This window comes from Streptococcus sp. SM3, assembly GCF_027497875.1.
The window spans coordinates 15,838-38,450 of record NZ_JAJNSA010000015.1; the positions used below are offsets into that span (position 1 = coordinate 15,838).

The 22,613-nt window shown below is 42.1% G+C and carries 27 protein-coding genes; 16 read left to right on the top strand and 11 right to left on the bottom strand.

From position 1 onward, the window contains the following. Nucleotides 1-132: 132 nt before the first annotated feature. Both PAN06_RS04220 and PAN06_RS04225 read left to right on the top strand, forming a co-directional pair. Nucleotides 133-681: a carboxymuconolactone decarboxylase family protein gene (locus PAN06_RS04220; RefSeq protein WP_269795682.1), complete on the top strand. Its 549-nt coding sequence runs from the start codon at nucleotides 133-135 to the stop codon at nucleotides 679-681. A gap of 108 nt (nucleotides 682-789) precedes the next feature. Next, a complete protein-coding gene (locus tag PAN06_RS04225; protein ID WP_269795673.1) occupies nucleotides 790-1,689 on the top strand; it encodes a TDT family transporter in 900 nt (299 codons plus the stop codon). 24 nt (nucleotides 1,690-1,713) lie between these two features. Here PAN06_RS04225 and serS read toward each other — a convergent pair whose 3' ends face one another. From serS to PAN06_RS04245, 4 genes are all read right to left on the bottom strand, one after another. Further along, entirely contained in the window at nucleotides 1,714-2,988 is a 1,275-nt protein-coding gene (gene serS, locus PAN06_RS04230) for a serine--tRNA ligase (RefSeq protein ID WP_084927831.1), read from the bottom strand. A 213-nt stretch (nucleotides 2,989-3,201) separates the two neighbouring features. Continuing rightward, a complete protein-coding gene (locus tag PAN06_RS04235) occupies nucleotides 3,202-3,573 on the bottom strand; it encodes a DUF956 family protein (RefSeq protein ID WP_049487025.1) in 372 nt (123 codons plus the stop codon). Nucleotides 3,574-3,575: 2 nt separating this feature from the next. Then, nucleotides 3,576-4,940 (bottom strand): aspartate kinase, encoded by a 1,365-nt coding sequence (locus PAN06_RS04240; protein WP_125443524.1) that lies wholly within the window; start codon nucleotides 4,938-4,940, stop codon nucleotides 3,576-3,578. A gap of 126 nt (nucleotides 4,941-5,066) precedes the next feature. After that, nucleotides 5,067-5,453 carry a DUF3775 domain-containing protein gene (locus PAN06_RS04245; RefSeq protein WP_269795674.1) on the bottom strand — a complete coding sequence of 129 codons (387 nt, stop codon included), beginning with the start codon at nucleotides 5,451-5,453 and terminating at the stop codon, nucleotides 5,067-5,069. Between the two features lie 204 nt (nucleotides 5,454-5,657). Between PAN06_RS04245 and PAN06_RS04250 the strand changes: the two genes are divergently transcribed. The 13 genes from PAN06_RS04250 (at nucleotide 5,658) to PAN06_RS04310 (ending at nucleotide 16,217) form a co-directional block, all read left to right on the top strand. Further along, complete coding sequence (locus PAN06_RS04250) at nucleotides 5,658-6,443, top strand: enoyl-CoA hydratase (RefSeq protein ID WP_020901584.1); 786 nt, start codon at nucleotides 5,658-5,660, stop codon at nucleotides 6,441-6,443. A 93-nt stretch (nucleotides 6,444-6,536) separates the two neighbouring features. Further along, entirely contained in the window at nucleotides 6,537-6,971 is a 435-nt protein-coding gene (locus PAN06_RS04255) for a MarR family transcriptional regulator (protein ID WP_000386356.1), read from the top strand. After that, the gene (locus PAN06_RS04260; RefSeq protein ID WP_125458104.1) at nucleotides 6,971-7,945 is read left to right on the top strand and encodes a beta-ketoacyl-ACP synthase III; all 975 of its coding nucleotides are present in this window, start codon (nucleotides 6,971-6,973) and stop codon (nucleotides 7,943-7,945) included. Before PAN06_RS04255 ends, PAN06_RS04260 begins: the two co-directional genes overlap by 1 nt. Nucleotides 7,946-8,003: 58 nt before the next feature. Then, nucleotides 8,004-8,228, top strand: a complete 225-nt coding sequence (locus PAN06_RS04265; RefSeq protein WP_000257838.1) for an acyl carrier protein — start codon at nucleotides 8,004-8,006, stop codon at nucleotides 8,226-8,228. Between the two features lie 116 nt (nucleotides 8,229-8,344). After that, nucleotides 8,345-9,319: an enoyl-[acyl-carrier-protein] reductase FabK gene (gene fabK, locus PAN06_RS04270; RefSeq protein ID WP_000857445.1), complete on the top strand. Its 975-nt coding sequence runs from the start codon at nucleotides 8,345-8,347 to the stop codon at nucleotides 9,317-9,319. After that, nucleotides 9,312-10,235 (top strand): ACP S-malonyltransferase, encoded by a 924-nt coding sequence (gene fabD / locus PAN06_RS04275; RefSeq protein WP_004262903.1) that lies wholly within the window; start codon nucleotides 9,312-9,314, stop codon nucleotides 10,233-10,235. The genes fabK and fabD overlap by 8 nt, the downstream gene beginning before the upstream one ends. Nucleotides 10,236-10,275: 40 nt before the next feature. After that, on the top strand, nucleotides 10,276-11,007 hold the full coding sequence (gene fabG / locus PAN06_RS04280; RefSeq protein ID WP_120769835.1) for a 3-oxoacyl-[acyl-carrier-protein] reductase: 732 nt from the start codon (nucleotides 10,276-10,278) through the stop codon (nucleotides 11,005-11,007). Nucleotides 11,008-11,028: 21 nt separating this feature from the next. Further along, nucleotides 11,029-12,264: a beta-ketoacyl-ACP synthase II gene (gene fabF / locus PAN06_RS04285; RefSeq protein ID WP_269795675.1), complete on the top strand. Its 1,236-nt coding sequence runs from the start codon at nucleotides 11,029-11,031 to the stop codon at nucleotides 12,262-12,264. 2 nt (nucleotides 12,265-12,266) lie between these two features. Next, nucleotides 12,267-12,752: an acetyl-CoA carboxylase biotin carboxyl carrier protein gene (gene accB / locus PAN06_RS04290; protein ID WP_269795676.1), complete on the top strand. Its 486-nt coding sequence runs from the start codon at nucleotides 12,267-12,269 to the stop codon at nucleotides 12,750-12,752. Next, the gene (gene fabZ, locus PAN06_RS04295) at nucleotides 12,749-13,171 is read left to right on the top strand and encodes a 3-hydroxyacyl-ACP dehydratase FabZ (RefSeq protein ID WP_000565515.1); all 423 of its coding nucleotides are present in this window, start codon (nucleotides 12,749-12,751) and stop codon (nucleotides 13,169-13,171) included. The genes accB and fabZ overlap by 4 nt, the downstream gene beginning before the upstream one ends. Before the next feature lie 11 nt (nucleotides 13,172-13,182). Beyond that, a complete protein-coding gene (locus PAN06_RS04300) occupies nucleotides 13,183-14,550 on the top strand; it encodes an acetyl-CoA carboxylase biotin carboxylase subunit (protein WP_269795677.1) in 1,368 nt (455 codons plus the stop codon). A 36-nt stretch (nucleotides 14,551-14,586) separates the two neighbouring features. After that, on the top strand, nucleotides 14,587-15,453 hold the full coding sequence (accD, locus tag PAN06_RS04305) for an acetyl-CoA carboxylase, carboxyltransferase subunit beta (RefSeq protein ID WP_225742360.1): 867 nt from the start codon (nucleotides 14,587-14,589) through the stop codon (nucleotides 15,451-15,453). Beyond that, complete coding sequence (locus PAN06_RS04310; RefSeq protein WP_269795678.1) at nucleotides 15,450-16,217, top strand: acetyl-CoA carboxylase carboxyl transferase subunit alpha; 768 nt, start codon at nucleotides 15,450-15,452, stop codon at nucleotides 16,215-16,217. Before accD ends, PAN06_RS04310 begins: the two co-directional genes overlap by 4 nt. Before the next feature lie 113 nt (nucleotides 16,218-16,330). Here PAN06_RS04310 and nusB read toward each other — a convergent pair whose 3' ends face one another. From nusB to gatC, 7 genes are all read right to left on the bottom strand, one after another. After that, nucleotides 16,331-16,756 carry a transcription antitermination factor NusB gene (nusB, locus tag PAN06_RS04315; RefSeq protein WP_000203638.1) on the bottom strand — a complete coding sequence of 142 codons (426 nt, stop codon included), beginning with the start codon at nucleotides 16,754-16,756 and terminating at the stop codon, nucleotides 16,331-16,333. Next, nucleotides 16,749-17,138 (bottom strand): Asp23/Gls24 family envelope stress response protein, encoded by a 390-nt coding sequence (locus PAN06_RS04320; RefSeq protein WP_000510577.1) that lies wholly within the window; start codon nucleotides 17,136-17,138, stop codon nucleotides 16,749-16,751. Before PAN06_RS04320 ends, nusB begins: the two co-directional genes overlap by 8 nt. Nucleotides 17,139-17,159: 21 nt before the next feature. Next, entirely contained in the window at nucleotides 17,160-17,720 is a 561-nt protein-coding gene (gene efp, locus PAN06_RS04325) for an elongation factor P (protein WP_000568643.1), read from the bottom strand. A 328-nt stretch (nucleotides 17,721-18,048) separates the two neighbouring features. After that, nucleotides 18,049-18,444 (bottom strand): hypothetical protein, encoded by a 396-nt coding sequence (locus PAN06_RS04330; RefSeq protein WP_269795679.1) that lies wholly within the window; start codon nucleotides 18,442-18,444, stop codon nucleotides 18,049-18,051. A 46-nt stretch (nucleotides 18,445-18,490) separates the two neighbouring features. Next, a complete protein-coding gene (gene gatB / locus PAN06_RS04335) occupies nucleotides 18,491-19,933 on the bottom strand; it encodes an Asp-tRNA(Asn)/Glu-tRNA(Gln) amidotransferase subunit GatB (RefSeq protein WP_269795680.1) in 1,443 nt (480 codons plus the stop codon). After that, nucleotides 19,933-21,399 carry an Asp-tRNA(Asn)/Glu-tRNA(Gln) amidotransferase subunit GatA gene (gatA, locus tag PAN06_RS04340; RefSeq protein ID WP_261091619.1) on the bottom strand — a complete coding sequence of 489 codons (1,467 nt, stop codon included), beginning with the start codon at nucleotides 21,397-21,399 and terminating at the stop codon, nucleotides 19,933-19,935. The genes gatB and gatA overlap by 1 nt, the downstream gene beginning before the upstream one ends. Next, on the bottom strand, nucleotides 21,399-21,701 hold the full coding sequence (gene gatC, locus PAN06_RS04345) for an Asp-tRNA(Asn)/Glu-tRNA(Gln) amidotransferase subunit GatC (RefSeq protein ID WP_000705419.1): 303 nt from the start codon (nucleotides 21,699-21,701) through the stop codon (nucleotides 21,399-21,401). Before gatC ends, gatA begins: the two co-directional genes overlap by 1 nt. A gap of 212 nt (nucleotides 21,702-21,913) precedes the next feature. Between gatC and PAN06_RS04350 the strand changes: the two genes are divergently transcribed. Further along, on the top strand, nucleotides 21,914-22,613 hold a 700-nt coding region (locus PAN06_RS04350; RefSeq protein ID WP_269795681.1), incomplete at its 3' end, for a GTP-binding protein.

Consider the following 22,613-nt stretch of genomic DNA (forward strand, 5'->3'; position numbering starts at 1 on the left):
TGAAATCACACAGCTCGTGTGATTTTTTTGCTTTCATAAAAAATTTCTATCAGTGCAATTTAAAATATATATTATACAAGGTATAGAATCTGTGATAGACTAGATTTCAACAACATGAAAAGAGGTTTTATGATGACAACATTTACCATCCATACAGTCGAATCAGCACCAGCAGAAGTGAAAGAGGTTCTTGAAACAGTACAAAAAGATAACAATGGCTATATTCCCAACCTAATCGGTCTCCTGGCTAATGCACCAACTGCTTTAGAAGCCTACAGAACTGTCGGAGCCATCAATCGTCGCAACAGCCTGACACCTGTTGAGCGCGAAGTAGTGCAAATCACGGCAGCTGTGACAAATGGTTGTGCCTTCTGCGTCGCAGGTCATACAGCTTTTTCCATCAAACAAATCCAGATGAACGATGACCTTCTTCAAGCCCTTCGCAATCGTACTTCAATTGAAACAGATCCTAAATTGGACACCCTAGCTAAATTTACCTTGGCAGTTATCAATACCAAGGGTCGTGTAGGAGATGAAGCCTTGGCTGAGTTTCTAGAAGCTGGATACACTCAACAAAATGCCTTGGATGTGGTTCTTGGTGTCAGTCTAGCAAGCCTCTGTAACTATGCCAACAATCTAGCCAATACACCAATTAACCCAGAATTGCAACCTTATGCTTAATTCATATCTGAGTCAAATGAAGTCTGAAATAATCGGACTTCATTTTTTAAGTCCTCATTTAAGCGCTTTTATGCTATACTGAAACTAACATGATTATTGGAGGTTAGGATGAAAAAACTCCCTTTGGTATTTTCTGGTTGTTTGCTAGGTTTGGCAGGAGCTGGAAATCTTATTTTAGATACGTTGCCGGTTCTGTCCCATCTTTTTAGTCTGACAGGTTTGGTTTTGTGGATTTACTTTCTAATTTTGCATCTCTTTAATTGGAAGGAAACCAAGCGAGAATTGACCAAGCCTCCTCTTTTGTCAGGAATGGCGACCTTTCCCATGGCTGGGATGATTTTATCGACTTATGTCTTTCGCGTCTTCCCTCATCTTCCTTTGGTTGCGCAAGGACTCTGGTGGTTTTCATTTCTCTTGGATTTGGCCTTGATTGCTGGTTTCACCATCAAGTTTGCTTATCCGGGTCGGAGGATTCATGCGACTCCTAGCTGGACGGTACTTTATGTGGGGATAGCAGTGGCTGCCTTGACCTATCCTCTGGTAGGCATCATCGAGATTGCCTATGCGACATTGAGTTTTGGTTTTCTCTTGACATTCTATCTCTATCCCCTTATTTATAGCGATTTAAAGAAACATCCGCTCCCACTAGCCATGCTTGGACAAGAAGGAATCTACTGTGCTCCTTTCTCCCTACTCTTGGCTTCCCTGGTTCGAGTTGGAGGAGCCAGCCTACCGACTTGGCTCTTGATTGCCATGATTTTGGCTTCTCAAACTTTCTTTTTCTTTGTTTTGACTCGCCTGCCAAATATTTTAAAACAAGGTTTTCAACCAGCCTTCTCAGCCCTCACCTTCCCAACCATTATCACAGCTACCTCGCTCAAGATGGCTCAGGGAATCTTGAAACTTCCATTTTTGGATTATTTGATACTGGCTGAAACCGCTATTTGCTTAATTATTTTAGTCTTTGTGTTAGGCGCTTATCTGAATTGGTTACGAAAAAAGGTCTAGCTAGAAATAGCTAAACCTTATTTTTTATGGTTTGATAACTTCAGCTCCACCCATGTATGGACGAAGTGCTTCTGGGATGGTCACAGAACCATCTTCATTTTGGTAGTTTTCAAGAATAGCAGCCACTGTACGTCCAACTGCAAGTCCAGAACCGTTCAAGGTATGGAGCAATTTCACCTTGCCATCTGCTTCATCACGGTAACGGATTTGGGCACGACGGGCTTGGAAATCTTCTGTGTTTGAACAGCTTGAAATTTCACGGTAGGTATTTTGTGCTGGAATCCAAACTTCCAAGTCGTAAGTCTTCGCAGCTGAGAAGCCCATATCTCCAGTAGAGAGAGCAACGACACGGTATGGAAGGTTAAGTTTTTGAAGGATATTTTCAGCGTTAGCTGTCATTTTTTCCAATTCTTCATAAGATTCTTCTGGTTTAGCAAATTTAACCATTTCAACCTTGTGGAATTGGTGCAAACGAATCAAGCCACGAGTATCACGGCCAGCTGAACCAGCCTCAGAACGGAATGATGGGCTCATAGCAGTGAAGTAGATTGGTAGGTCTTTACCGTCCAGGATTTCATCACGGTAGTAGTTTGTTAGAGGAACCTCAGCTGTAGGAATAAGGACATAATTGCTGTCGCTGAGTTCAAAAGTATCTTCCTTGAATTTTGGATATTGACCAGTCCCAAACATAGAATCATGGTTAACCATGTAAGGTGTGATGACTTCCGTATAGCCTTCTTTTCCATGTTCATCCAACATAAAGTTATAGATAGCACGCTCCAAACGAGCACCGAGACCTTTATAGAAGAGGAAACGAGCGCCTGTTACCTTACCACCGCGTTCCCAGTCAAGGATACCAAGATCTTCACCAAGATCCCAGTGAGCTTTTGGTTCGAAGTCAAACTCGCGTGGAGTCCCCCAACGGCGAACTTCCACATTGTCATCTTCATCAGCCCCAACAGGAACACTATCAGCTGGAATATTTGGAAGAGTCGTTGTAAATTCTGTCAATTTAGCATCGATTTCGGCCAATTCAGCATCCAAGGCTTTAACCTCAGCAGATAGAGTTTGCATGGCAGCAATCTTATCATCTGCATTTTCTTTGTTGCGTTTGGCTTGGGCAATCTCAGCAGAAACTGTGTTGCGTTCTGCTTTTAAAGTTTCAACCTTGACCAAGATGTCACGACGTTTAGCATCGATTTCTTTCATCTCGTTTAAGATAGCAGCATCTACACCACGTGTAGCTAATTTTTCTGCGACAGCATCAAAGTCTGTACGAATACGTTTGATATCTAACATAAGAACTCCTTTATGAAAAAAGCACACCTGACAAAGCGTTGGAGTGGCAGGGCCACGGTTCCATCCAACTTCACAGGTGTGCACTTGATTGTGTATGTAATTGTTACTAACGGTAGAATTTCACCTATCCCTCCTATCTGCTCGCAGCACCCGCAGACTTTCTGAAAGAAGAAGATAACCTACTTATCCGTTGCTATGATTATACTAAAGTTTCTACTTTTTTGCAAATAGATTTTTAAATTTTTGACCAATGGTCTGAATCAGGGTCGGAAGTTTGACGACCTTGTCATTTCCCAGTTTTTCGCGAGCAATTTTAAGAATGGCACCTGAGTCTTTTGAAGCAAAGAGGAATTTTCCTCTGTCTGTAAAGACTTCGAAGTGGCGACTGATTTTGCGACCAGAGACATTAGCTCCAATTTGGTTGATATGGCTCCAAGGAATCTGGATAAATTGTTCAACATTAACATCTGGGTAAAATTCCAAAGCCTGATCTCCGACAAGAAATTTCCCAACTTTCCCAGCTATAGAGAGGTAGGAGGTGCCTGTCGTATTGAGAAGCACTGTTTTGTTAAGAGATTGGGCCATGTTTAGTCTTCCTTACTTTCACCGAAAAAGGCATTGTAGAGGGCTTTAATAGCTGCTTTCTCTTGGTCCTTATGGACCACAAACATAATAGATACTTCACTAGAACCTTGAGACATCATCTGGATATTGATCTTATTTTCAGATAGAGCACGTGTCGCAGTAGCAGTTACTCCGATATGGCTCTTCATCTTTTCTCCAACAATCATAATGATTGAAAGGTCGTGTTCGATTTCTGCATGGTCTACTTCAGCCTTTTGCACCAACTGACGAAGGATTTCTTCTTCCTTGATAGGAGTTAGTTCGCGAGAACGGAGGATGATTGAAAGATCGTCGATACCTGTTGGCATATGTTCCCAACCGATATTAAGATCTTCAAGGATTTGAAGAACCTTGCGTCCAAATCCAACCTCACGGTTCATGAGGTATTTAGACATGTTGATGCTGACAAAACCTGAATCACCAGCAATTCCTACTACTGGAAATTCATCACTACTGTGTTTTAGAACGATACGGGTACCTGGGTGGTCAGGGTTGTTGGTATTCTTGATAACGAGAGGGATTTTTCCACGGTAGGCAGGAAGAAGGGCTTCATCATGAAGGACTGAGAATCCTGCATAGGCCAATTCACGCATTTCACGGTAGGTCAACTCTGGGATAGAGTGTGGTTGGTGGATAATACCAGGGTGGGCTGCAAAGATACCATCAACATCCGTAAAGTTTTCATAGAGGTCAGCTTTGACACCTGCAGCAATGATAGAACCAGTGATATCAGAGCCTCCACGTGAGAAGGTACAGATTTGATTTTCTTTAGTAACACCAAAGAAACCAGGAATGACAAGGACTTCATTTGCATTTGTTAATTCTTCAATCTTGTCGTAACTTGATGGAATGATGCGAGCATGACCAGGTTCACTTGTGACTACAATACCAGCTTCTCTAGGATGCACATAGCGTGCATCAATCCCATTTTGATTAAAGTAGGCAGCAATCAATTTAGCATTGTTATTTTCACCGGCTGCTAGGAAAGTATCATAGAGAAATTCATTTTCTTCGATAGGAAGAGTGGCTAAGGCACGAATACTTTTAGAGATTTTTTCTAAAACAGCAGGTTTTAGTCCTAGTTCACTAACCATAGCAGCATAGCGGTCGATAATCCAGTTTTGGCTCTTGCTAATATCGTTACCAGCAACATAGTTGCGGTAGTATTTAATCAAGGCATCCGTAACCTTAGTATCTTCAGCATTGCGTTTCCCAGGTGCAGAAACAACTACAAAACGGCGCTCAGAATCGCTTTTTACGATGTTTAAAACTTTTTCTAATTGACCAGCAGAGGCAAGTGAGCTACCTCCAAATTTAACAACTTTCATAAGAACTCCTAAAGTAAGTATTTTATACGATTATAGCAGAAAGAAAACCTTTTTTCAAATTAAGAAAAATATATATAAAAAAGCGGTTTATCCTAGGACTTACCGCAAATATATTTTAAATTAGATCTATAATTCAATACCAAGAATTCTAAACCCTTCAGTGAGATATTCACATAGCGGTTTATCTAACATATGGTTTACTTCTATTTCTTTAGTTTTAACACCTTGTGATTTTATGTGTTTTAAATGAGAATAGAAAATTTCATTTGGAGAAATATTGTAAGAGTTTTTATTCCGTCCTAGATACATGATAGTTTGGAGTGCTAAAATTTCTTCAAGGTTCAAATTCATAAGAAGTTCCACTATTTGATTTGAAAGTATATTAATTTCGTCTGGGACTTCTAAATCATCTCCAAGTACCACTTTATAAGTCCTTTTCTCTCGTTCTATCAATTCTTTTTTACTCGCTAAATTTACGACATCTTTCGCAACGTTAACTAAGTTTCTGTACATATATTTCCTCCTTTTATAACAACATGTTAATTATATTGTATCATATTAAACATATGATAACAAGTAAAACTATTTACTTTTGAAATATTGCTTATTATCGGCTGAGACACTTTTAGTCGATTTTTTATTGCTTTCTGATTTTAAAAAAGATATACTTTGAAAATAAAATAATTTAAACTGCTTATAAAATAAAAAGGAGTCCAGATGGAACACATTATTTATCAGCTTGAAGAGGATTTGGCAATCCTTACCTTGAATCGTCCTGAGGTAGCGAATGGTTTTCATATCCCTATGTGTGAGGAGATTTTAGAAGCTCTGATTTTGGCAGAAGAGGATCCGGCTGTGCATTTTGTCTTAATCAACGCGAATGGCAAAGTCTTCTCTGTTGGGGGAGATTTGGTTGAGATGAAGCGAGCAGTCGATGAGGATGATATTCCATCATTGACGAAAATCGCAGAATTGGTCAATACTATTTCTTATAAAATCAAGCAAATTGCTAAACCTGTCTTGATGGAGGTTGATGGTGCTGTTGCAGGTGCCGCAGCAAATATGGCTGTTGCTGCAGATTTCTGTCTGGCAACGGATAAGGCTAAATTTATCCAAGCCTTTGTTGGAGTTGGCTTGGCTCCGGATGCAGGAGGAATTCATCTCTTGAGTCGAAGTATTGGTGTGACGCGTGCTGCTCAATTAGCTATGACAGGTGAGGCTTTGAACGCAGAAAAAGCTCTAGAGTGGGGGCTGGTTTACCGTGTCTGTGAAGCTGATAAACTTGAAAAGACGAGAGAACAGCTTCTTAAAAAATTAAGACGTGGTTCAAGCAATTCCTATGCTGCCATTAAGAAGTTGGTCTGGGAGAGCCAATTCAAAGATTGGCAAGATTATGCTACTTTAGAACTGAACCTACAGGAATCCTTAGCTCAAACAGAGGATTTCAAAGAAGGAGTTCGGGCTCATTCGGAAAGAAGACGACCTAAATTTACAGGAAAATAAAAAAATACTTGCACCATTCTTTGAACTTTGATATAATTCTTTTGTCAAATGTTTTGATTCTAAAAGTTTTTTTGAAAAGGAGGGAAGGAAAGATTGGACTACCAACGAATTAATGAATATTTAACGTCTATATTTAACAATGTCCTCGTTATTGAGGAAGTTAGCTTGAGAGGTAGTCGTTTCAAGGATATCTCCATCAAAGAAATGCATACGATTGATGTGATTGGAAAAGTTCCAGATGTGACACCAAGTCAAGTGTCAAAAGAGTTGATGGTGACTCTTGGGACAGTTACGACTAGTTTGAATAATCTCGAACGTAAGGGTTATATTGAACGCATTCGTTCAGAACATGATCGACGTGTAGTGCATCTGCATTTGACAAAGAAAGGTCGCTTGGTTCATAGGCTTCACAAACGCTTCCACAAGGCCATGGTTGAAAAAATCATTGATGGTATGAGTAAGCAAGAAATGGAGGTTATGAGCAAAGGTTTGACTAATCTTTATCAATTTTTGGAGGATTTGAGATAATGGCTTTTGCAAAAATAAGCCAGGTTGCTCATTATGTGCCAGAGCAAGTGGTTACAAATCATGATTTGGCTCAGATTATGGATACCAATGATGAGTGGATTTCAAGTCGGACGGGAATACGACAAAGGCATATTTCAAGAACAGAATCTACTAGTGATTTGGCTACAGAGGTTGCTAAGAAACTGATGGCAAAAGCTGGAATCACAGGAGGGGAGTTGGATTTTATTATCCTAGCTACCATTACTCCAGATTCGATGATGCCCTCTACAGCTGCTCGTGTCCAAGCCAATATTGGTGCTAATAAGGCCTTTGCTTTTGACCTAACAGCGGCTTGCAGTGGATTTGTTTTTGCTCTTTCAACTGCTGAAAAGTTTATCGCTTCTGGTCGCTTTCAAAAAGGCTTGGTGATTGGTAGTGAAACCCTCTCTAAAGCAGTCGATTGGTCAGACCGATCAACAGCTGTTTTGTTTGGAGATGGTGCTGGTGGTGTCTTGTTAGAAGCTAGCGAGCAAGAGCATTTCTTGGCAGAGAGTCTCAATAGCGATGGAAGTCGTAGCGAGTGTCTAACTTATGGACATTCGGGGTTACATTCTCCATTTTCAGATCAAGAAAGTGCAGATTCATTTTTGAAGATGGATGGGCGCGCAGTCTTTGATTTTGCTATTCGGGACGTAGCCAAGTCTATCAAGCAGACTATTGATGAATCTCCTATAGAGGCGACAAACTTGGATTATCTGCTACTTCATCAGGCTAATGACCGTATTTTGGATAAGATGGCTAGAAAAATCGGTGTTAACCGAGATAAAATTCCAGCCAATATGATGGAATATGGGAACACCAGTGCAGCCAGTATCCCGATTTTACTTTCAGAGTGTGTAGAACAAGGCCTCATCCGTTTAGATGGTAGCCAGACTGTTCTACTATCAGGCTTCGGTGGAGGCTTGACATGGGGCACGCTCATTCTTACAATTTAGGTAATCATGTGGTGAACACATTGTTATAAAAAACTATTTATTTTAAAGGAGTCCTATCATGGCAGTATTTGAAAAAGTACAAGAAATTATCGTTGAAGAACTTGGAAAAGACGCATCAGAAGTAACACTTGAATCAACTTTTGATGATTTGGACGCAGATTCATTGGACTTGTTCCAAGTAATCTCAGAAATCGAAGATGCTTTTGATATCCAAATCGAAGCAGAAGATGACTTGAAAACAGTTGGTGACTTGGTTGCCTATGTTGAAGAGCAAACAAAATAAACAGAATATAAATAGAAGGAGTAGGGAAACCCGCTCCCTCTTGTTTAGGCAATAGTTTGATTGTCAAATTATGACGGTATCGAACTATTACGTAAGCAAGAAACGATGGAGGCACTATGAAAACGCGTATTACAGAATTATTGAACATTGATTATCCTATTTTCCAAGGAGGAATGGCCTGGGTTGCTGATGGTGATTTGGCAGGAGCTGTTTCCAAGGCTGGAGGACTAGGGATTATCGGTGGGGGGAATGCTCCTAAAGAAGTTGTCAAGGCAAATATTGATAAAATCAAATCATTGACAGATAAACCCTTTGGTGTCAACATTATGCTCTTGTCTCCCTTTGTGGAAGATATTGTAGACCTCGTTATCGAGGAAGGTGTTAAGGTAGTGACAACAGGCGCAGGAAATCCAAGCAAATACATGGAACGTTTCCATGAAGCTGGTATTACGGTTATTCCTGTTGTGCCAAGTGTTGCCCTAGCTAAACGCATGGAAAAAATCGGTGCGGACGCTGTTATTGCAGAAGGAATGGAGGCCGGGGGGCATATCGGTAAATTAACAACTATGACCTTGGTGCGCCAGGTTGCTGCTGCTGTATCTATTCCTGTTATTGCTGCAGGAGGGATTGCGGATGGTGAAGGTGCTGCTGCTGGCTTTATGCTAGGTGCAGAAGCTGTTCAGGTTGGAACTCGCTTTGTCGTTGCAAAAGAGTCTAATGCCCATCCAAATTATAAGGCGAAAATTTTAAAAGCTAGAGATATTGATACTACAATTTCAGCTCAACACTTTGGACATGCTGTTCGAGCTATTAAAAATCAATTGACTCGTGATTTTGAAAAAGCTGAGAAAGATGCCTTTAAACAAGAAAATCCAGACTTGGAAATTTTTGAACAAATGGGAGCAGGTGCACTAGCCAAAGCAGTTGTTCACGGTGATGTAGATGGCGGATCTGTCATGGCAGGTCAGATTGCTGGGCTTGTTTCCAAAGAAGAAACCGTTGAAGAAATCCTAAAAGATTTGTATTACGGAGCAGCTAAGAAAATTCAAGAAGAAGCCTCTCGTTGGGCAGGAGTTGTAAGAAATGACTAAAACGGCCTTTTTGTTTGCTGGCCAAGGTGCCCAGTATCTAGGTATGGGACGGGATCTCTATGATCACTACCCTATTGTCACAGAAACGATTGATCAAGCGAGTCAGGTGCTCGGTTATGATTTGCGTTATCTTATTGATGGGGAAGAAGAAAAACTCAATCAGACTCGCTATACGCAACCAGCCATTTTAGCGACATCGGTTGCTATCTACCGTTTATTACAAGAAAAGGGCTATCAGCCTGATATGGTTGCTGGTTTGTCTCTTGGAGAATACTCTGCCTTGGTGGCCAGTGGCGCCTTGGATTTTGAAGATGCGGTTGCCTTGGTAGCTAAGCGTGGATCCTATATGGAAGAAGCGGCCCCTGCTGGTTCTGGCAAGATGGTAGCAGTTCTCAATACGCCAGTAGAGGTCATTGAAGAAGCCTGTCGAAAAGCTTCTGAATTTGGAGTGGTTACCCCAGCCAACTATAATACACCTGCACAAATCGTGATTGGTGGAGAAGTGGTTGCAGTTGATCGAGCTGTCGAACTCTTGCAGGAAGCAGGGGCTAAACGCTTGATTCCCCTCAAGGTGTCAGGTCCCTTTCATACCGCTCTCCTTGAGCCTGCTAGCCAGAAACTAGCTGAAACTCTAGCTCAGGTAAGTTTTTCAGATTTCACTTGTCCCTTAGTCGGCAATACAGAAGCTGCTGTCATGCAAAAAGAAGATATAGTTCAACTCTTGACGCGTCAGGTCAAGGAACCAGTTCGTTTCTATGAAAGTATTGCAGTTATACAAGAAGCAGGAGTAACCAACTTTATCGAGATTGGCCCAGGGAAAGTCTTGTCAGGCTTTGTCAAAAAAATTGATAAGACAGCTAAACTAGCCAATGTTGAAGATCAGGCGAGTTTGGAAGCCTTGCTAGAAAACGAGTAATCCCTTCTCCCACAAATACAAGAGGAAACAGGAGAAAAGAATGCAACTAAAAAATAAAAATATCTTTATTACAGGTTCGAGTCGTGGAATTGGTCTTGCCGTTGCCCATAAGTTTGCTCAAGCAGGAGCCAACATTGCCTTAAACAGTCGTGGTGCAATTTCAGAAGAATTGCTCGCTGAGTTTTCAAACTATGGTGTCAAGGTGGTTCCTATTTCAGGAGATGTATCAGATTTTGCAGACGCTAAACGTATGGTTGAGCAAGCTATTGCAGAGCTAGGTTCAGTAGATGTTTTGGTCAACAATGCAGGGATTACCCAAGATACCCTGATGCTCAAGATGACAGAAGCGGATTTTGAAAAAGTGCTCAAGGTTAACTTGACTGGAGCTTTTAACATGACACAATCAGTCTTGAAATCGATGATGAAAGCCAGAGAAGGTGCTATCATTAATATGTCTAGTGTTGTTGGTTTGATGGGAAATATCGGTCAAGCTAACTATGCAGCTTCTAAGGCTGGTTTGATTGGTTTTACCAAGTCTGTGGCTCGTGAAGTGGCCAATCGCAATATCAGGGTTAATGCTATTGCACCGGGAATGATTGAGTCCGATATGACAGCTGTTCTATCAGACAAGGTAAAAGATGCCATGCTGGCGCAAATTCCTATGAAAGAATTTGGGCAGGCAGAGCAGGTTGCAGATTTAACAGTATTTTTAGCAGGCCAAGATTATCTAACTGGTCAAGTAGTTGCCATTGATGGTGGCTTAAGTATGTAGCAGAAGCTAGAGGTAAAAAAGATGAAACTAAATCGCGTAGTAGTAACAGGTTATGGAGTAACATCTCCAATCGGAAATACACCAGAAGAATTTTGGAATAGTTTGACAACTGGAAAAATCGGAATTGGTAAAATTACAAAATTTGACCATAGTGACTTTGATGTGCATAATGCAGCAGAAATCCAAGATTTTCCTTTTGATAAATACTTTGTTAAGAAAGATACCAATCGTTTTGATAACTACTCTTTGTATGCCTTGTATGCGGCTCAAGAAGCTGTCAATCATGCAGGTCTTGATGTAGAGGCCCTTGATAAAGATCGTTTTGGTGTTATCGTGGCCTCTGGTATTGGTGGTATCAAAGAAATTGAAGATCAAGTGCTTCGCCTAAATGACAAAGGACCAAAACGTGTGAAACCATTGACCCTTCCAAAAGCCTTGCCAAATATGGCTTCAGGAAATGTTGCTATGCGTTTTGGAGCAAACGGTGTTTGTAAATCTATCAACACTGCCTGCGCTTCATCAAATGACGCGATTGGAGATGCCTTCCGCTCCATTAAGTTTGGTTTCCAAGATGTTATGTTGGTAGGTGGTTCAGAAGCCTCTATCACACCTTTTGCTATCGCTGGTTTCCAAGCCCTAACAGCTCTCTCTACTACGGAGGACCCAACGCGTGCTTCTATCCCATTTGATAAGGACCGTAATGGTTTTGTCATGGGTGAAGGTTCAGGTATGTTGGTTCTTGAAAGTCTGGAACACGCTGAAAGACGTGGCGCTACTATCCTTGCTGAAGTGGTTGGTTACGGAAATACTTGTGATGCCTACCACATGACTTCACCACATCCAGAAGGTCAGGGAGCTATCAAAGCCATCAAACTAGCCTTGGAAGAAGCTGAGATTTCTCCAGAGCAAGTAGCCTATGTCAATGCTCACGGAACGTCAACTCCTGCTAATGAAAAAGGAGAAAGTGGTGCGATCGTGGCTGTTCTTGGTAAGGAAGTACCTGTGTCATCAACCAAATCATTCACAGGACATTTACTGGGTGCTGCAGGGGCAGTAGAAGCTATCGTAACAATCGAGGCTATGCGTCATAACTTTGTACCAATGACAGCTGGGACAAGCGAAGTATCAGATTATATCGAAGCCAATGTCGTTTATGGACAAGGCTTGGAGCAAGAAATTCCATACGCTATTTCAAATACTTTTGGTTTTGGTGGCCACAATGCAGTTCTTGCTTTCAAACGTTGGGAGAATAAATAAGTATGAATTTAAACGATATTAAAGACTTGATGGCCCAATTTGACCAGTCAAGTTTGAGAGAATTTTCTTATAAAAATGGGACGGATGAGTTACAGTTTAGCAAGAATGAAGCTAGACTCGTATCCGAAGTTGCAGCTCAAGTCGCTCCAGCGCCCATTCTAGCAACACCAAGTCCAGCGGCTCCTACATCTGCTCCAGCAGAGCCTGTAACAGAAGAAGTTCCAGCTCCAGCTGAAACAAGTGTAGCTGCTGAGGGAGATGTTGTAGAGAGCCCGCTTGTTGGGGTGGCTTACTTGGCTGCTGGTCCAGATAAACCTGCCTTTGTAACAGTTGGTGATAGTGTTAAAAAAGGCCAAACATTGGTAATTATTGAAGCCATGAAAGTCATGAATGAAATCCCAGCTCCTAAGGATGGTGTGGTAACAGAAATTCTCGTTTCTAATGAAGAAATGGTTGAGTTTGGTAAAGGATTGGTACGTATCAAATGATCGATATTCAAGGAATCAAAGAAGCCCTTCCCCACCGTTATCCTATGCTCCTAGTGGACCGTGTGTTGGAAGTGAGCGAGGATACTATTGTTGCCATCAAAAATGTGACCATTAACGAGCCCTTCTTCAACGGTCATTTTCCTCAATACCCTGTCATGCCAGGTGTTCTGATTATGGAAGCCTTGGCGCAAACAGCTGGTGTCTTGGAGTTATCAAAACCTGAAAATAAAGGTAAACTGGTTTTTTACGCTGGTATGGATAAGGTTAAGTTCAAGAAGCAAGTTGTACCAGGTGACCAATTAGTTATGACGGCAACGTTTGTAAAACGTCGTGGCACCATAGCTGTGGTTGAAGCAAAGGCTGAAGTGGATGGCAAGCTTGCAGCCAGTGGTACTCTAACCTTTGCAATAGGGAACTAAGGAGGTTCTCCATGTTTCGAAAAATTTTAATTGCCAATCGTGGTGAAATTGCGGTCCGTATTATCCGTGCGGCGCGTGAACTGGGGATCGCAACGGTGGCGGTTTATTCAACTGCTGATAAGGAAGCCCTTCATACGCTTTTGGCAGATGAAGCGGTTTGTATCGGTCCTGGTAAGTCAACTGAGTCTTATCTCAATATCAATGCGGTTCTATCAGCTGCAGTCTTGACTGAAGCAGAAGCCATTCACCCAGGTTTTGGATTTCTCAGTGAAAATTCCAAATTTGCAACCATGTGTGAAGAGGTGGGGATTAAGTTTATCGGCCCATCTGGTCATGTCATGGATATGATGGGGGATAAGATCAATGCGCGTGCTCAGATGATCAAAGCTGGTGTTCCAGTCATTCCAGGTTCGGATGGAGAAGTGCATAACTCTGAGGAAGCTTTGACTGTCGCTGAAAAAATTGGCTATCCTGTTATGCTCAAGGCTTCAGCAGGTGGAGGTGGTAAAGGGATTCGTAAGGTTGAAAAACCAGAAGACCTCGTTTCAGCCTTTGAAACGGCCTCTAGCGAAGCCAAGGCCAATTATGGCAATGGTGCCATGTACATGGAACGGGTCATCTATCCAGCTCGTCATATCGAGGTTCAAATCTTAGGAGATGAACACGGAAATGTGATTCACTTGGGGGAACGGGATTGTTCTCTTCAACGGAATAACCAAAAGGTTTTGGAAGAAAGTCCTTCAATTGCAATCGGCAAAACGCTACGCAATGAAATTGGTTCTGCTGCTGTTCGAGCTGCAGAGTCTGTTGGTTATGAAAATGCAGGGACCATTGAGTTTCTTCTTGATGAAGCCGGTGGTAAATTCTATTTTATGGAGATGAATACTCGTGTACAAGTAGAACATCCAGTAACAGAATTTGTTTCAGGTGTGGATATCGTTAAGGAACAGATTCGCATTGCGGCAGGTCAGCCTCTGTCTGTTAAGCAAGAAGATATTGTCCTACGCGGTCATGCCATCGAGTGTCGTATCAATGCAGAAAATCCAGCCTTTAACTTTGCTCCAAGTCCAGGTAAGATTACTAATCTCCATCTGCCAAGTGGTGGAGTTGGCTTACGCGTGGATTCAGCAGTTTATCCAGGCTATACCATTCCGCCTTATTATGATAGTATGATTGCTAAAATCATCGTTCACGGCGAAAATCGTTTTGATGCCTTGATGAAAATGCAACGAGCCCTCTATGAACTAGAGATAGAGGGGGTGCAGACCAATGCAGATTTCCAGCTTGACCTCATTTCAGATCGCAATGTCATTGCTGGAGATTACGATACTTCCTTCTTGATGGAAACCTTCTTACCCAAATATCAAGAAAAAGAATAAAATGACTTCAAGAGTTTAAACCGAAAAGGGGAATCAATGGCTCTATTTAGTAAAAAAGATAAGTATATTCGAATCAATCCCAATCGTTCGGTTAGGGAAAAACCTCAAGCCAAGCCAGAGGTTCCAGATGAATTATTCTCCCAGTGTCCAGGCTGTAAGCATACCATTTATCAGAAGGATCTGGGAAGTGAGCGTATCTGTCCACATTGTAACTACACCTTTCGTATTTCTGCCCAAGAACGCTTGGCTTTGACGATTGATATGGGAACTTTCAAGGAATTATTTACGGGGATTGAAAGCAAGGATCCCTTGCATTTCCCTGGTTATCAAAAGAAACTAGCAACTATGCGTGAAAAAACAGGTCTGGATGAAGCTGTTGTGACAGGAACAGCTCTTATTAAAGGTCAGACTGTGGCTCTTGGGATTATGGATTCTAACTTTATCATGGCTTCTATGGGTACGGTTGTAGGTGAAAAAATCACTCGTTTGTTTGAGTATGCGACTGTCGAACAATTGCCAGTTGTTCTCTTCACAGCCTCTGGTGGGGCCCGTATGCAGGAAGGAATCATGAGTCTCATGCAGATGGCCAAGATTTCTGCAGCAGTTAAACGCCATTCAAATGCTGGTCTCTTTTATCTGACCATTTTGACAGATCCAACGACAGGTGGAGTAACAGCTTCTTTCGCTATGGAAGGAGATATCATCCTAGCTGAACCACAGAGTTTAGTTGGTTTTGCCGGGCGTCGCGTCATTGAAAATACGGTTCGTGAAAGCTTACCTGAGGATTTCCAAAAGGCAGAATTCCTATTGGAACATGGCTTTGTGGATGCTATTGTCAAAAGAAGAGATTTGCCAGATACGATTGCTAGCCTAGTCAGATTGCATGGAGGGTGTCCTAGATGAATATTGCAAAAATAGTCAGAGAAGCGCGTGAGCAGAGCCGCTTGACAACCTTGGACTTTGCGACAGGCATTTTTGATGAATTTATCCAATTACACGGTGACCGTTCTTTTCGTGATGATGGTGCAGTTGTCGGTGGTATTGGCTGGCTTGGAGATCAAGCTGTCACAGTGGTTGGTATCCAAAAAGGCAAGAGCTTGCAAGACAACCTCAAACGGAATTTTGGACAACCACATCCAGAAGGCTATCGCAAGGCCCTACGGTTGATGAAACAGGCTGGAAAATTTGGCCGTCCAGTTGTGACCTTTATCAATACTGCAGGTGCCTATCCTGGTGTGGGAGCGGAAGAACGCGGTCAAGGGGAAGCTATCGCTCGCAATCTTATGGAAATGAGTGATCTGAAAGTTCCGATTATCGCCATCATTATCGGTGAAGGTGGTTCAGGTGGAGCTTTGGCTCTAGCAGTTGCAGACCGTGTCTGGATGCTGGAAAATTCTATCTATGCCATTCTCAGCCCAGAAGGCTTTGCTTCCATTCTATGGAAGGACGGAACTCGTGCCATGGAAGCGGCAGAGCTGATGAAAATCACTTCTCATGAACTGCTAGAAATGGACGTGGTGGACAAGGTGATTTCTGAAGCAGGACTTTCTAGCAAAGAATTAATTAAGAATGTCAAAAAAGAACTCCAAGCTGAGCTAGCTAGACTTTCGCAAAAACCGTTAGAAGCGTTGTTGGAAGAACGCTATCAACGATTTAGAAAATACTAATACCTCAGAATACGCAAAAACTAGAACTGGCAGTCAGTTCTAGTTTTTATGTGGTTCTTACTCTGTATCAAGGACGAAGTAAAAGGTGCTTGGAAGACCAAACACCTTTTCGATTATTCATTTTCTTCAGTTACAAATTGACTAAGCAGTCCATTGATAAAACGGGCTGATTTTTGATCTGAAAAATTCTTAGCAAGTTCAATAGCTTCATTGACTGCTACCAGCTGAGGTGTATCAAATGATGTGATTTCAAAGATACCCAAGCGTAGTAAGTTTTTTTCGACCAAGGTCAAGCGTTCAACTGTCCAGCCTGACTTGAGGTGCTGGTTGATTTGTTTATCCAACTCGTCTTTTTGAGCTTGAACGCCAGAAACCAAGTTTAGAAGAAAGGCAGGGATTTGCACATCTGCATCTTCACGGTCATGCGTGTAGGCAAAGTGACAAGCTGTTTCCATATCTGTGCCGAATTCAAGGCTCATAAGAGCTTGAAAAGCGCATTTACGAAGTTCGCGTCTAGATTCTAATAATGGACTAGTCATTGAGGAAGTCCTCGTTAAATAAATCTTTCAACTCAGGTTTTGGTGTTTTATCTGGAACGATTCCTGCAACATGGATGTTGACAGCAGCAAGTTCCACATCAGCCATATCTCGGACAGCATCTTTGACCGCTTTTTGAATAGCAAGAGCAACTTTTGGTACTTTTACACCGTACTCAAGATAGAGATAAATGTCAGCAGTTAGTTCTTCGTTGCTTTCTTTTAAGTAGACGCCACGACCAAGAGAGAGTTTTGATAGGGTATCAGATACGGATTTATTTGAAAATGAGTGGACACCTTCAACTTTAGCAGTTGCGATGGCAATGATTTTTTCAAGTACACGTGGAGCGATAACGATTTCGCCAAATTGTTCTTCAATTCCCATAGAATGACCTCTTTCTAGAGATTAGGCACGAGAAACGTAAGTTCCTTCTGCAGTGTTGATGATCAATTTTTGTCCAGCTTCGATGAAGTCAGGAACGTTGACAACAAGTCCAGTTTCCATAGTTGCTGGTTTACCAGAACCTGTAACAGTAGCACCTTTGATAGATGGTTGTGTTTCAGCAACTGTCAATTCAACAGTGGTTGGTACAGTTACACCGATTACTTCAGTTCCGTAGAATTGGATTTTCACATCAGAGTTTTCAAGGATGTAAAGCAATTCATTTTCAACATTTACGACTGGGATTTCGTATTGGTCGTAAGTTTCAGTGTTCATGAAGTAGGCAGTTTCATCCATTTTGTACAAGTATTGAGCTGGAACAGTTTCGATAATAGCTTGTTCGAATTTTTCTTCTGGACGGTAGCTTGTATCAAAAGTAGAACCAGTACGGACATCACGTAATTTCATACGCATGATTGTGTTCCCTTTACCTGGTTTGTGGTGGCTAGCTTCCAAAACGCGGATCAATTTTCCGTCTGCAGTTTCAAACGTCATACCAGCTTTCAATTTGCTTGCTTCAATCATGTTTTTACCTCTTTAATAAATATTATTACTCTTCATTTTACCATAAAATCTTCTGGAAATAAAGTCTAAATAGTTATTGGGAGATGGTAGGGGCGAAAAAAACCAACCTTAGGGCTGGTTTCTTTTATGTGTTAATCTTCTTTCAACTTCACCAATTCCTGTGCAAGGAGTTTAAGGGCAACTTGTGGGTTGGCTTGGCCTCTTGTTTAGTAAGTTCGTTAAAGAGTTCTTGATTGGCATTGAGGCTATTGAAAAGGTAGATTTCTTAATTTGAATGATTATTAAACTATATTATAACCTTTAAAAATCATCTAAGATATACTTGTCGTTATTTACTAGCAGTTATCTTCTTTCTGGAATGGTGTTCAAGGAGCCACCCTACAATCCACCCTGTAGCTAGCAAGTAATTTTCGAAAGCACCGATAGCATTTACAGGAGAATGATACTCCATAAAATTGACTAAGTGATTTGTTCCTATTCCAATCCCACCGAAGATGAGAGCGAGAAGCACGATTCGTAGATAGAACCAATCGTACTTAATATTGACACCGAGAATAAGAATCAATACAGCTAGGTTCCATATTCCAATTTCTCGTTGCCAACCAGCAGAGACTCCGTACCCTGAGTGGCTTCCCATGTATGATGGAAAGAAAATTTGTAGTATAGAAGCGCCTAACATAGCGATGATGACTAAGACAAATAGAAATCGTAAAAATTTGTTCATTTTTTCTTCTTTCTAAATTAGAAAAAGGTATATAAAAAGTCTATTATTAATCTTCTTTCAACTTGGCCAATTCCTGGGCAAGGAGTTTAAGGGCAACTTGTGGGTTGGCTTGGCCTTTGGTTGCTTTCATAAGGAAGCCTGTGAAGGCCTTATCTGCGTTGCGTTTACCTGACTTGAAGTCGGCAACTGCGGCTTCGTTATCCGCAAAGACTTGGTGGATAATTGGAATCAAGACAGCTGGATCTGAGATTTGAACCATGCCTGCTTTCTCAACGTATTCATGCGCTCCGCCGCCATTTTTAGCAAGGTGGACAAAGACTTTCTTGGCAATCTTAGAAGAAATCGTGCCGTCTTCGATGATGGCAATCATTTCAACCAAGTTTTCTGGTGTCAATTCGATTTGTTCTAGTGTCTTGCCTTCAGCATTCAAGAACTGAGCGACTTCCCCTTGGAGCCAGTTAGAGACTTGCTTGGCATCGCCACCGAGGGCAACAGCTTTTTCAAAGAAGTCAGAAGTGACTTTATTTGCGGTTAACTGGCTAGCATCGTAGTCTGATAAGCCAAGGTCAGAGACATAGCGCGCACGGCGTTCTTTTGGAAACTCTGGTAACTCTGTACGCATTTCCTCAATCCACTCGTCTGAGATTTCAAAGAGTGGTAGGTCTGGTTCTGGGAAGTAGCGGTAGTCTGCAGCACCTTCCTTGACACGCATGAGGATAGTTGCCTTGTTGGCTTCATCGTAGCGGCGTGTTTCTTGGCGGATTTGACCACCTGAGCGAAGGATTTCAGCTTGACGTTGAACTTCGTATTCAAGACCTTTGCGAACGTTTGAGAAGGAGTTGAGGTTCTTCAACTCAGTTTTGGTACCGAATTTTTCTTGACCATAAGGGCGAAGGGAGATATTGGCATCCACACGCATAGAACCTTCTTCCATCTTAACGTCAGAAATACCAGCATACTGGATAACTTCCTTGAGGGCAGTTAGGTAAGCGTAGGCTTCTTCAGGAGAACGCATGTCAGCTTCAGATACAATCTCAATCAATGGCACCCCTTGGCGGTTGAGGTCAACATAAGAGTAGCCATCTGTACCATGGGTGTTTTTACCAGCGTCTTCCTCTAGGTGGGCACGTTCGATACCGATTTTCTTAGTTGTACCGTCTTCTAGTTCCACTTCAATCCAGCCATTATAGCCGATTGGCTCATCAAACTGAGAAATTTGGTAGGCTTTGGGATTATCAGGGTAGAAGTAGTTCTTGCGGTCAAAGTGCATCTTTTTGTGGATGTCCATGTTGAGGGCAAGAGCTGCCTTGATACCGGCATCGACAACACCTTTATTGAGAACTGGCAGAACTCCTGGGAAAGACCAGTCAATCACATTTGTATTGGCATTTTGGTCATTTCCAAAGTGGGCAGAAGTAGGTGAGAAGATTTTTGAATTGGTGTTGAGCTCTACGTGGACTTCAAGTCCAATGACTGTTTCAAAGTTCATTAGTTGTCACCTCCAAAAATCACGGGTTGTTGTTTGTGGTAGTCTGTTGTTGCTTCAAAGGCAGCAGCAGCTTGGTAAATGGTTTCTTCTGAGTACTTAGGACCAATCAATTGTAGACCGACAGGTAGACCTTGAGAGAATCCAGCTGGAATCGAAATTCCTGGGAGACCTGCCAGGTTGACTGGGATGGTCAAGAGGTCAGCTAAGTACATGGCAACTGGGTCGTGGTTAAGTGAGTCCAAGTCATAAGCAACACTTGGTGCAGTTGGTCCCAAAATCAAGTCGTAATCCGCGAAGACTTTTTCGAAATCTTGGATGATGAGGGTACGGACCTGACCAGCTTTCTTGTAGTAAGCATCGTAGTAACCTGATGAAAGGCTGAAAGTACCTAGCATGATACGGCGTTTAACCTCTTCACCGAAACCTTGGCTACGGCTGTTTACATAGATTTCATCAAGGTTAGTCGCATCCTCTGCGCGGTAGCCGTAACGGATACCGTCAAAGCGTTGCAAGTTTGATGAAGCTTCAGATGAAGCGATGATGTAGTAAACGGCAACACCGTATTTAGAGTGAGGAAGGCTCACTTCTTCGACGATAGCACCCAGTTTTTCAAAGTGTTTGGCAGCATTAAGAATGGTTTCCTTAACCTCTGGGTCAATCCCTTCGCCAAGATATTCTTTAGGTAAAGCAATTTTCATGCCCTTGATGTCTTGACCGATTTTTGAAGTAAAGTCGGCGATTCGGACAGGAGCAGAAGTAGAGTCTTTAGCGTCTTCGCTGGCAATAGCGTTGAGCAAGAGGGCATTTTCCTTAACAGTTGGTGCGAAAGGTCCGATTTGGTCTAATGAGCTACCAAAGGCAATGAGACCGAAACGTGAAACTGTTCCGTAGGTTGGTTTGAGACCAACGATTCCGTTGAAGGCAGCAGGTTGGCGGATGGAACCACCAGTATCAGAACCAAGTGACAAGCGGACTTGTCCTGAAGCTACAGCTGCAGCAGAACCACTTGATGAACCACCAGGAACCTTGCTGTGGTCCCAAGCATTTTTAGTCGCACCGTAGTGAGAAGTTTCACCTGAACCACCCATGGCAAATTCGTCCATGTTGGTTTTTCCGACAACAATCATACCTTTAGCTTTGGCATTAGCAACGGCTGTCGCATCAAAGATTGGCTCATAGTTGTAGAGCATTTTTGAAGCAGCAGTTGTGAGAATACCATCAGTAGAGATATTGTCTTTAACTGCAAGTGGAATTCCTGAAAGGACATTATCAGCATCGATTCCTGCTTCATCAATAGCTTTAGCTTGAGCAAGGGCTTGCTCCTCAGCGATGGTAACAAAAGCGTTAATAGCTGTCTCGCGAGATTGGATATCTTCAAGCGTTGCTTGGGTTAATTCTGTTGCAGAAATTTCCTTAGAGACAAGGAGATTGTGCAAGTCTTCAATGGTTTTATTGTTGAAAGTCATTAGGCATCTCCTCCATCGTCTAGGATAGCTGGTACCTTGATATAGTAGTTGTCTTTTTCAGGTACGTTTTTAAACAAGCGATCGCGGTCTGTTCCTTCTTCGGCCACATCAGGGCGAAGTACAGTCTTGCGGTCAGCCATAGTTGTAGTTGGTGCGACACCAGTTGTGTCAACTTCGCCCAGCAACTCAACCATGTCAACAATTTTAGACAATGTAGTCGCAAAGGCAGCGGTTTCTTCTTCAGAGAATCTTAATTTTGAAAGATTGGCAACGTGTGTTACCTCTTCTTGCGTAATTTTCATCTTGCATCCTTTCGTGAAATGATGATTTTTAGTCTGTTCTATTTTACCATATTTTCCTATAAATAAGGGAGGGGGAACTGAAAAGAAATAGAAATTGAAAAAAATGCTAAAATCCGATATAATGGAGTGTTGAAAGGAATGGTAAAATCCAATGTAGAAATCATTCTTAGTTATTGAAACAAGAAAAATAGAGAATCAAAGAAAGAGAACTTATGAATATTCAAGAAGAAATTAAGAAACGTCGTACCTTTGCCATCATCTCCCACCCGGACGCGGGGAAAACTACCATTACTGAGCAGTTGCTCTACTTTGGGGGCGAGATTCGTGAGGCTGGTACGGTAAAAGGAAAGAAAACAGGGACTTTTGCCAAGTCTGACTGGATGGATATCGAGAAACAACGTGGGATTTCGGTCACTTCATCTGTGATGCAATTTGACTACGATGGAAAACGCGTGAATATCCTCGACACGCCAGGGCACGAGGATTTCTCAGAAGACACCTATCGTACCTTGATGGCGGTGGATGCTGCGGTCATGGTCGTGGACTCTGCCAAGGGTATCGAGGCTCAAACTAAGAAATTATTTGAGGTTGTCAAACACCGTGGGATTCCAGTCTTTACCTTTATGAATAAGCTAGACCGTGACGGACGTGAGCCACTGGACCTCTTGCAAGAGTTGGAAGAAGTCTTGGGCATTGCTAGCTACCCGATGAACTGGCCTATCGGGATGGGGAAAGCCTTTGAGGGCTTGTATGACCTCTATAATCAACGCTTGGAGCTTTATAAAGGGGATGAGCGTTTTGCTAGTCTTGAAGATGGGGACAAGATTTTTGGTAGCAATCCTTTCTACGAGCAAGTCAAGGATGATATTGAACTTTTAAATGAAGCTGGGAATGAGTTTTCAGAGGAAGCTA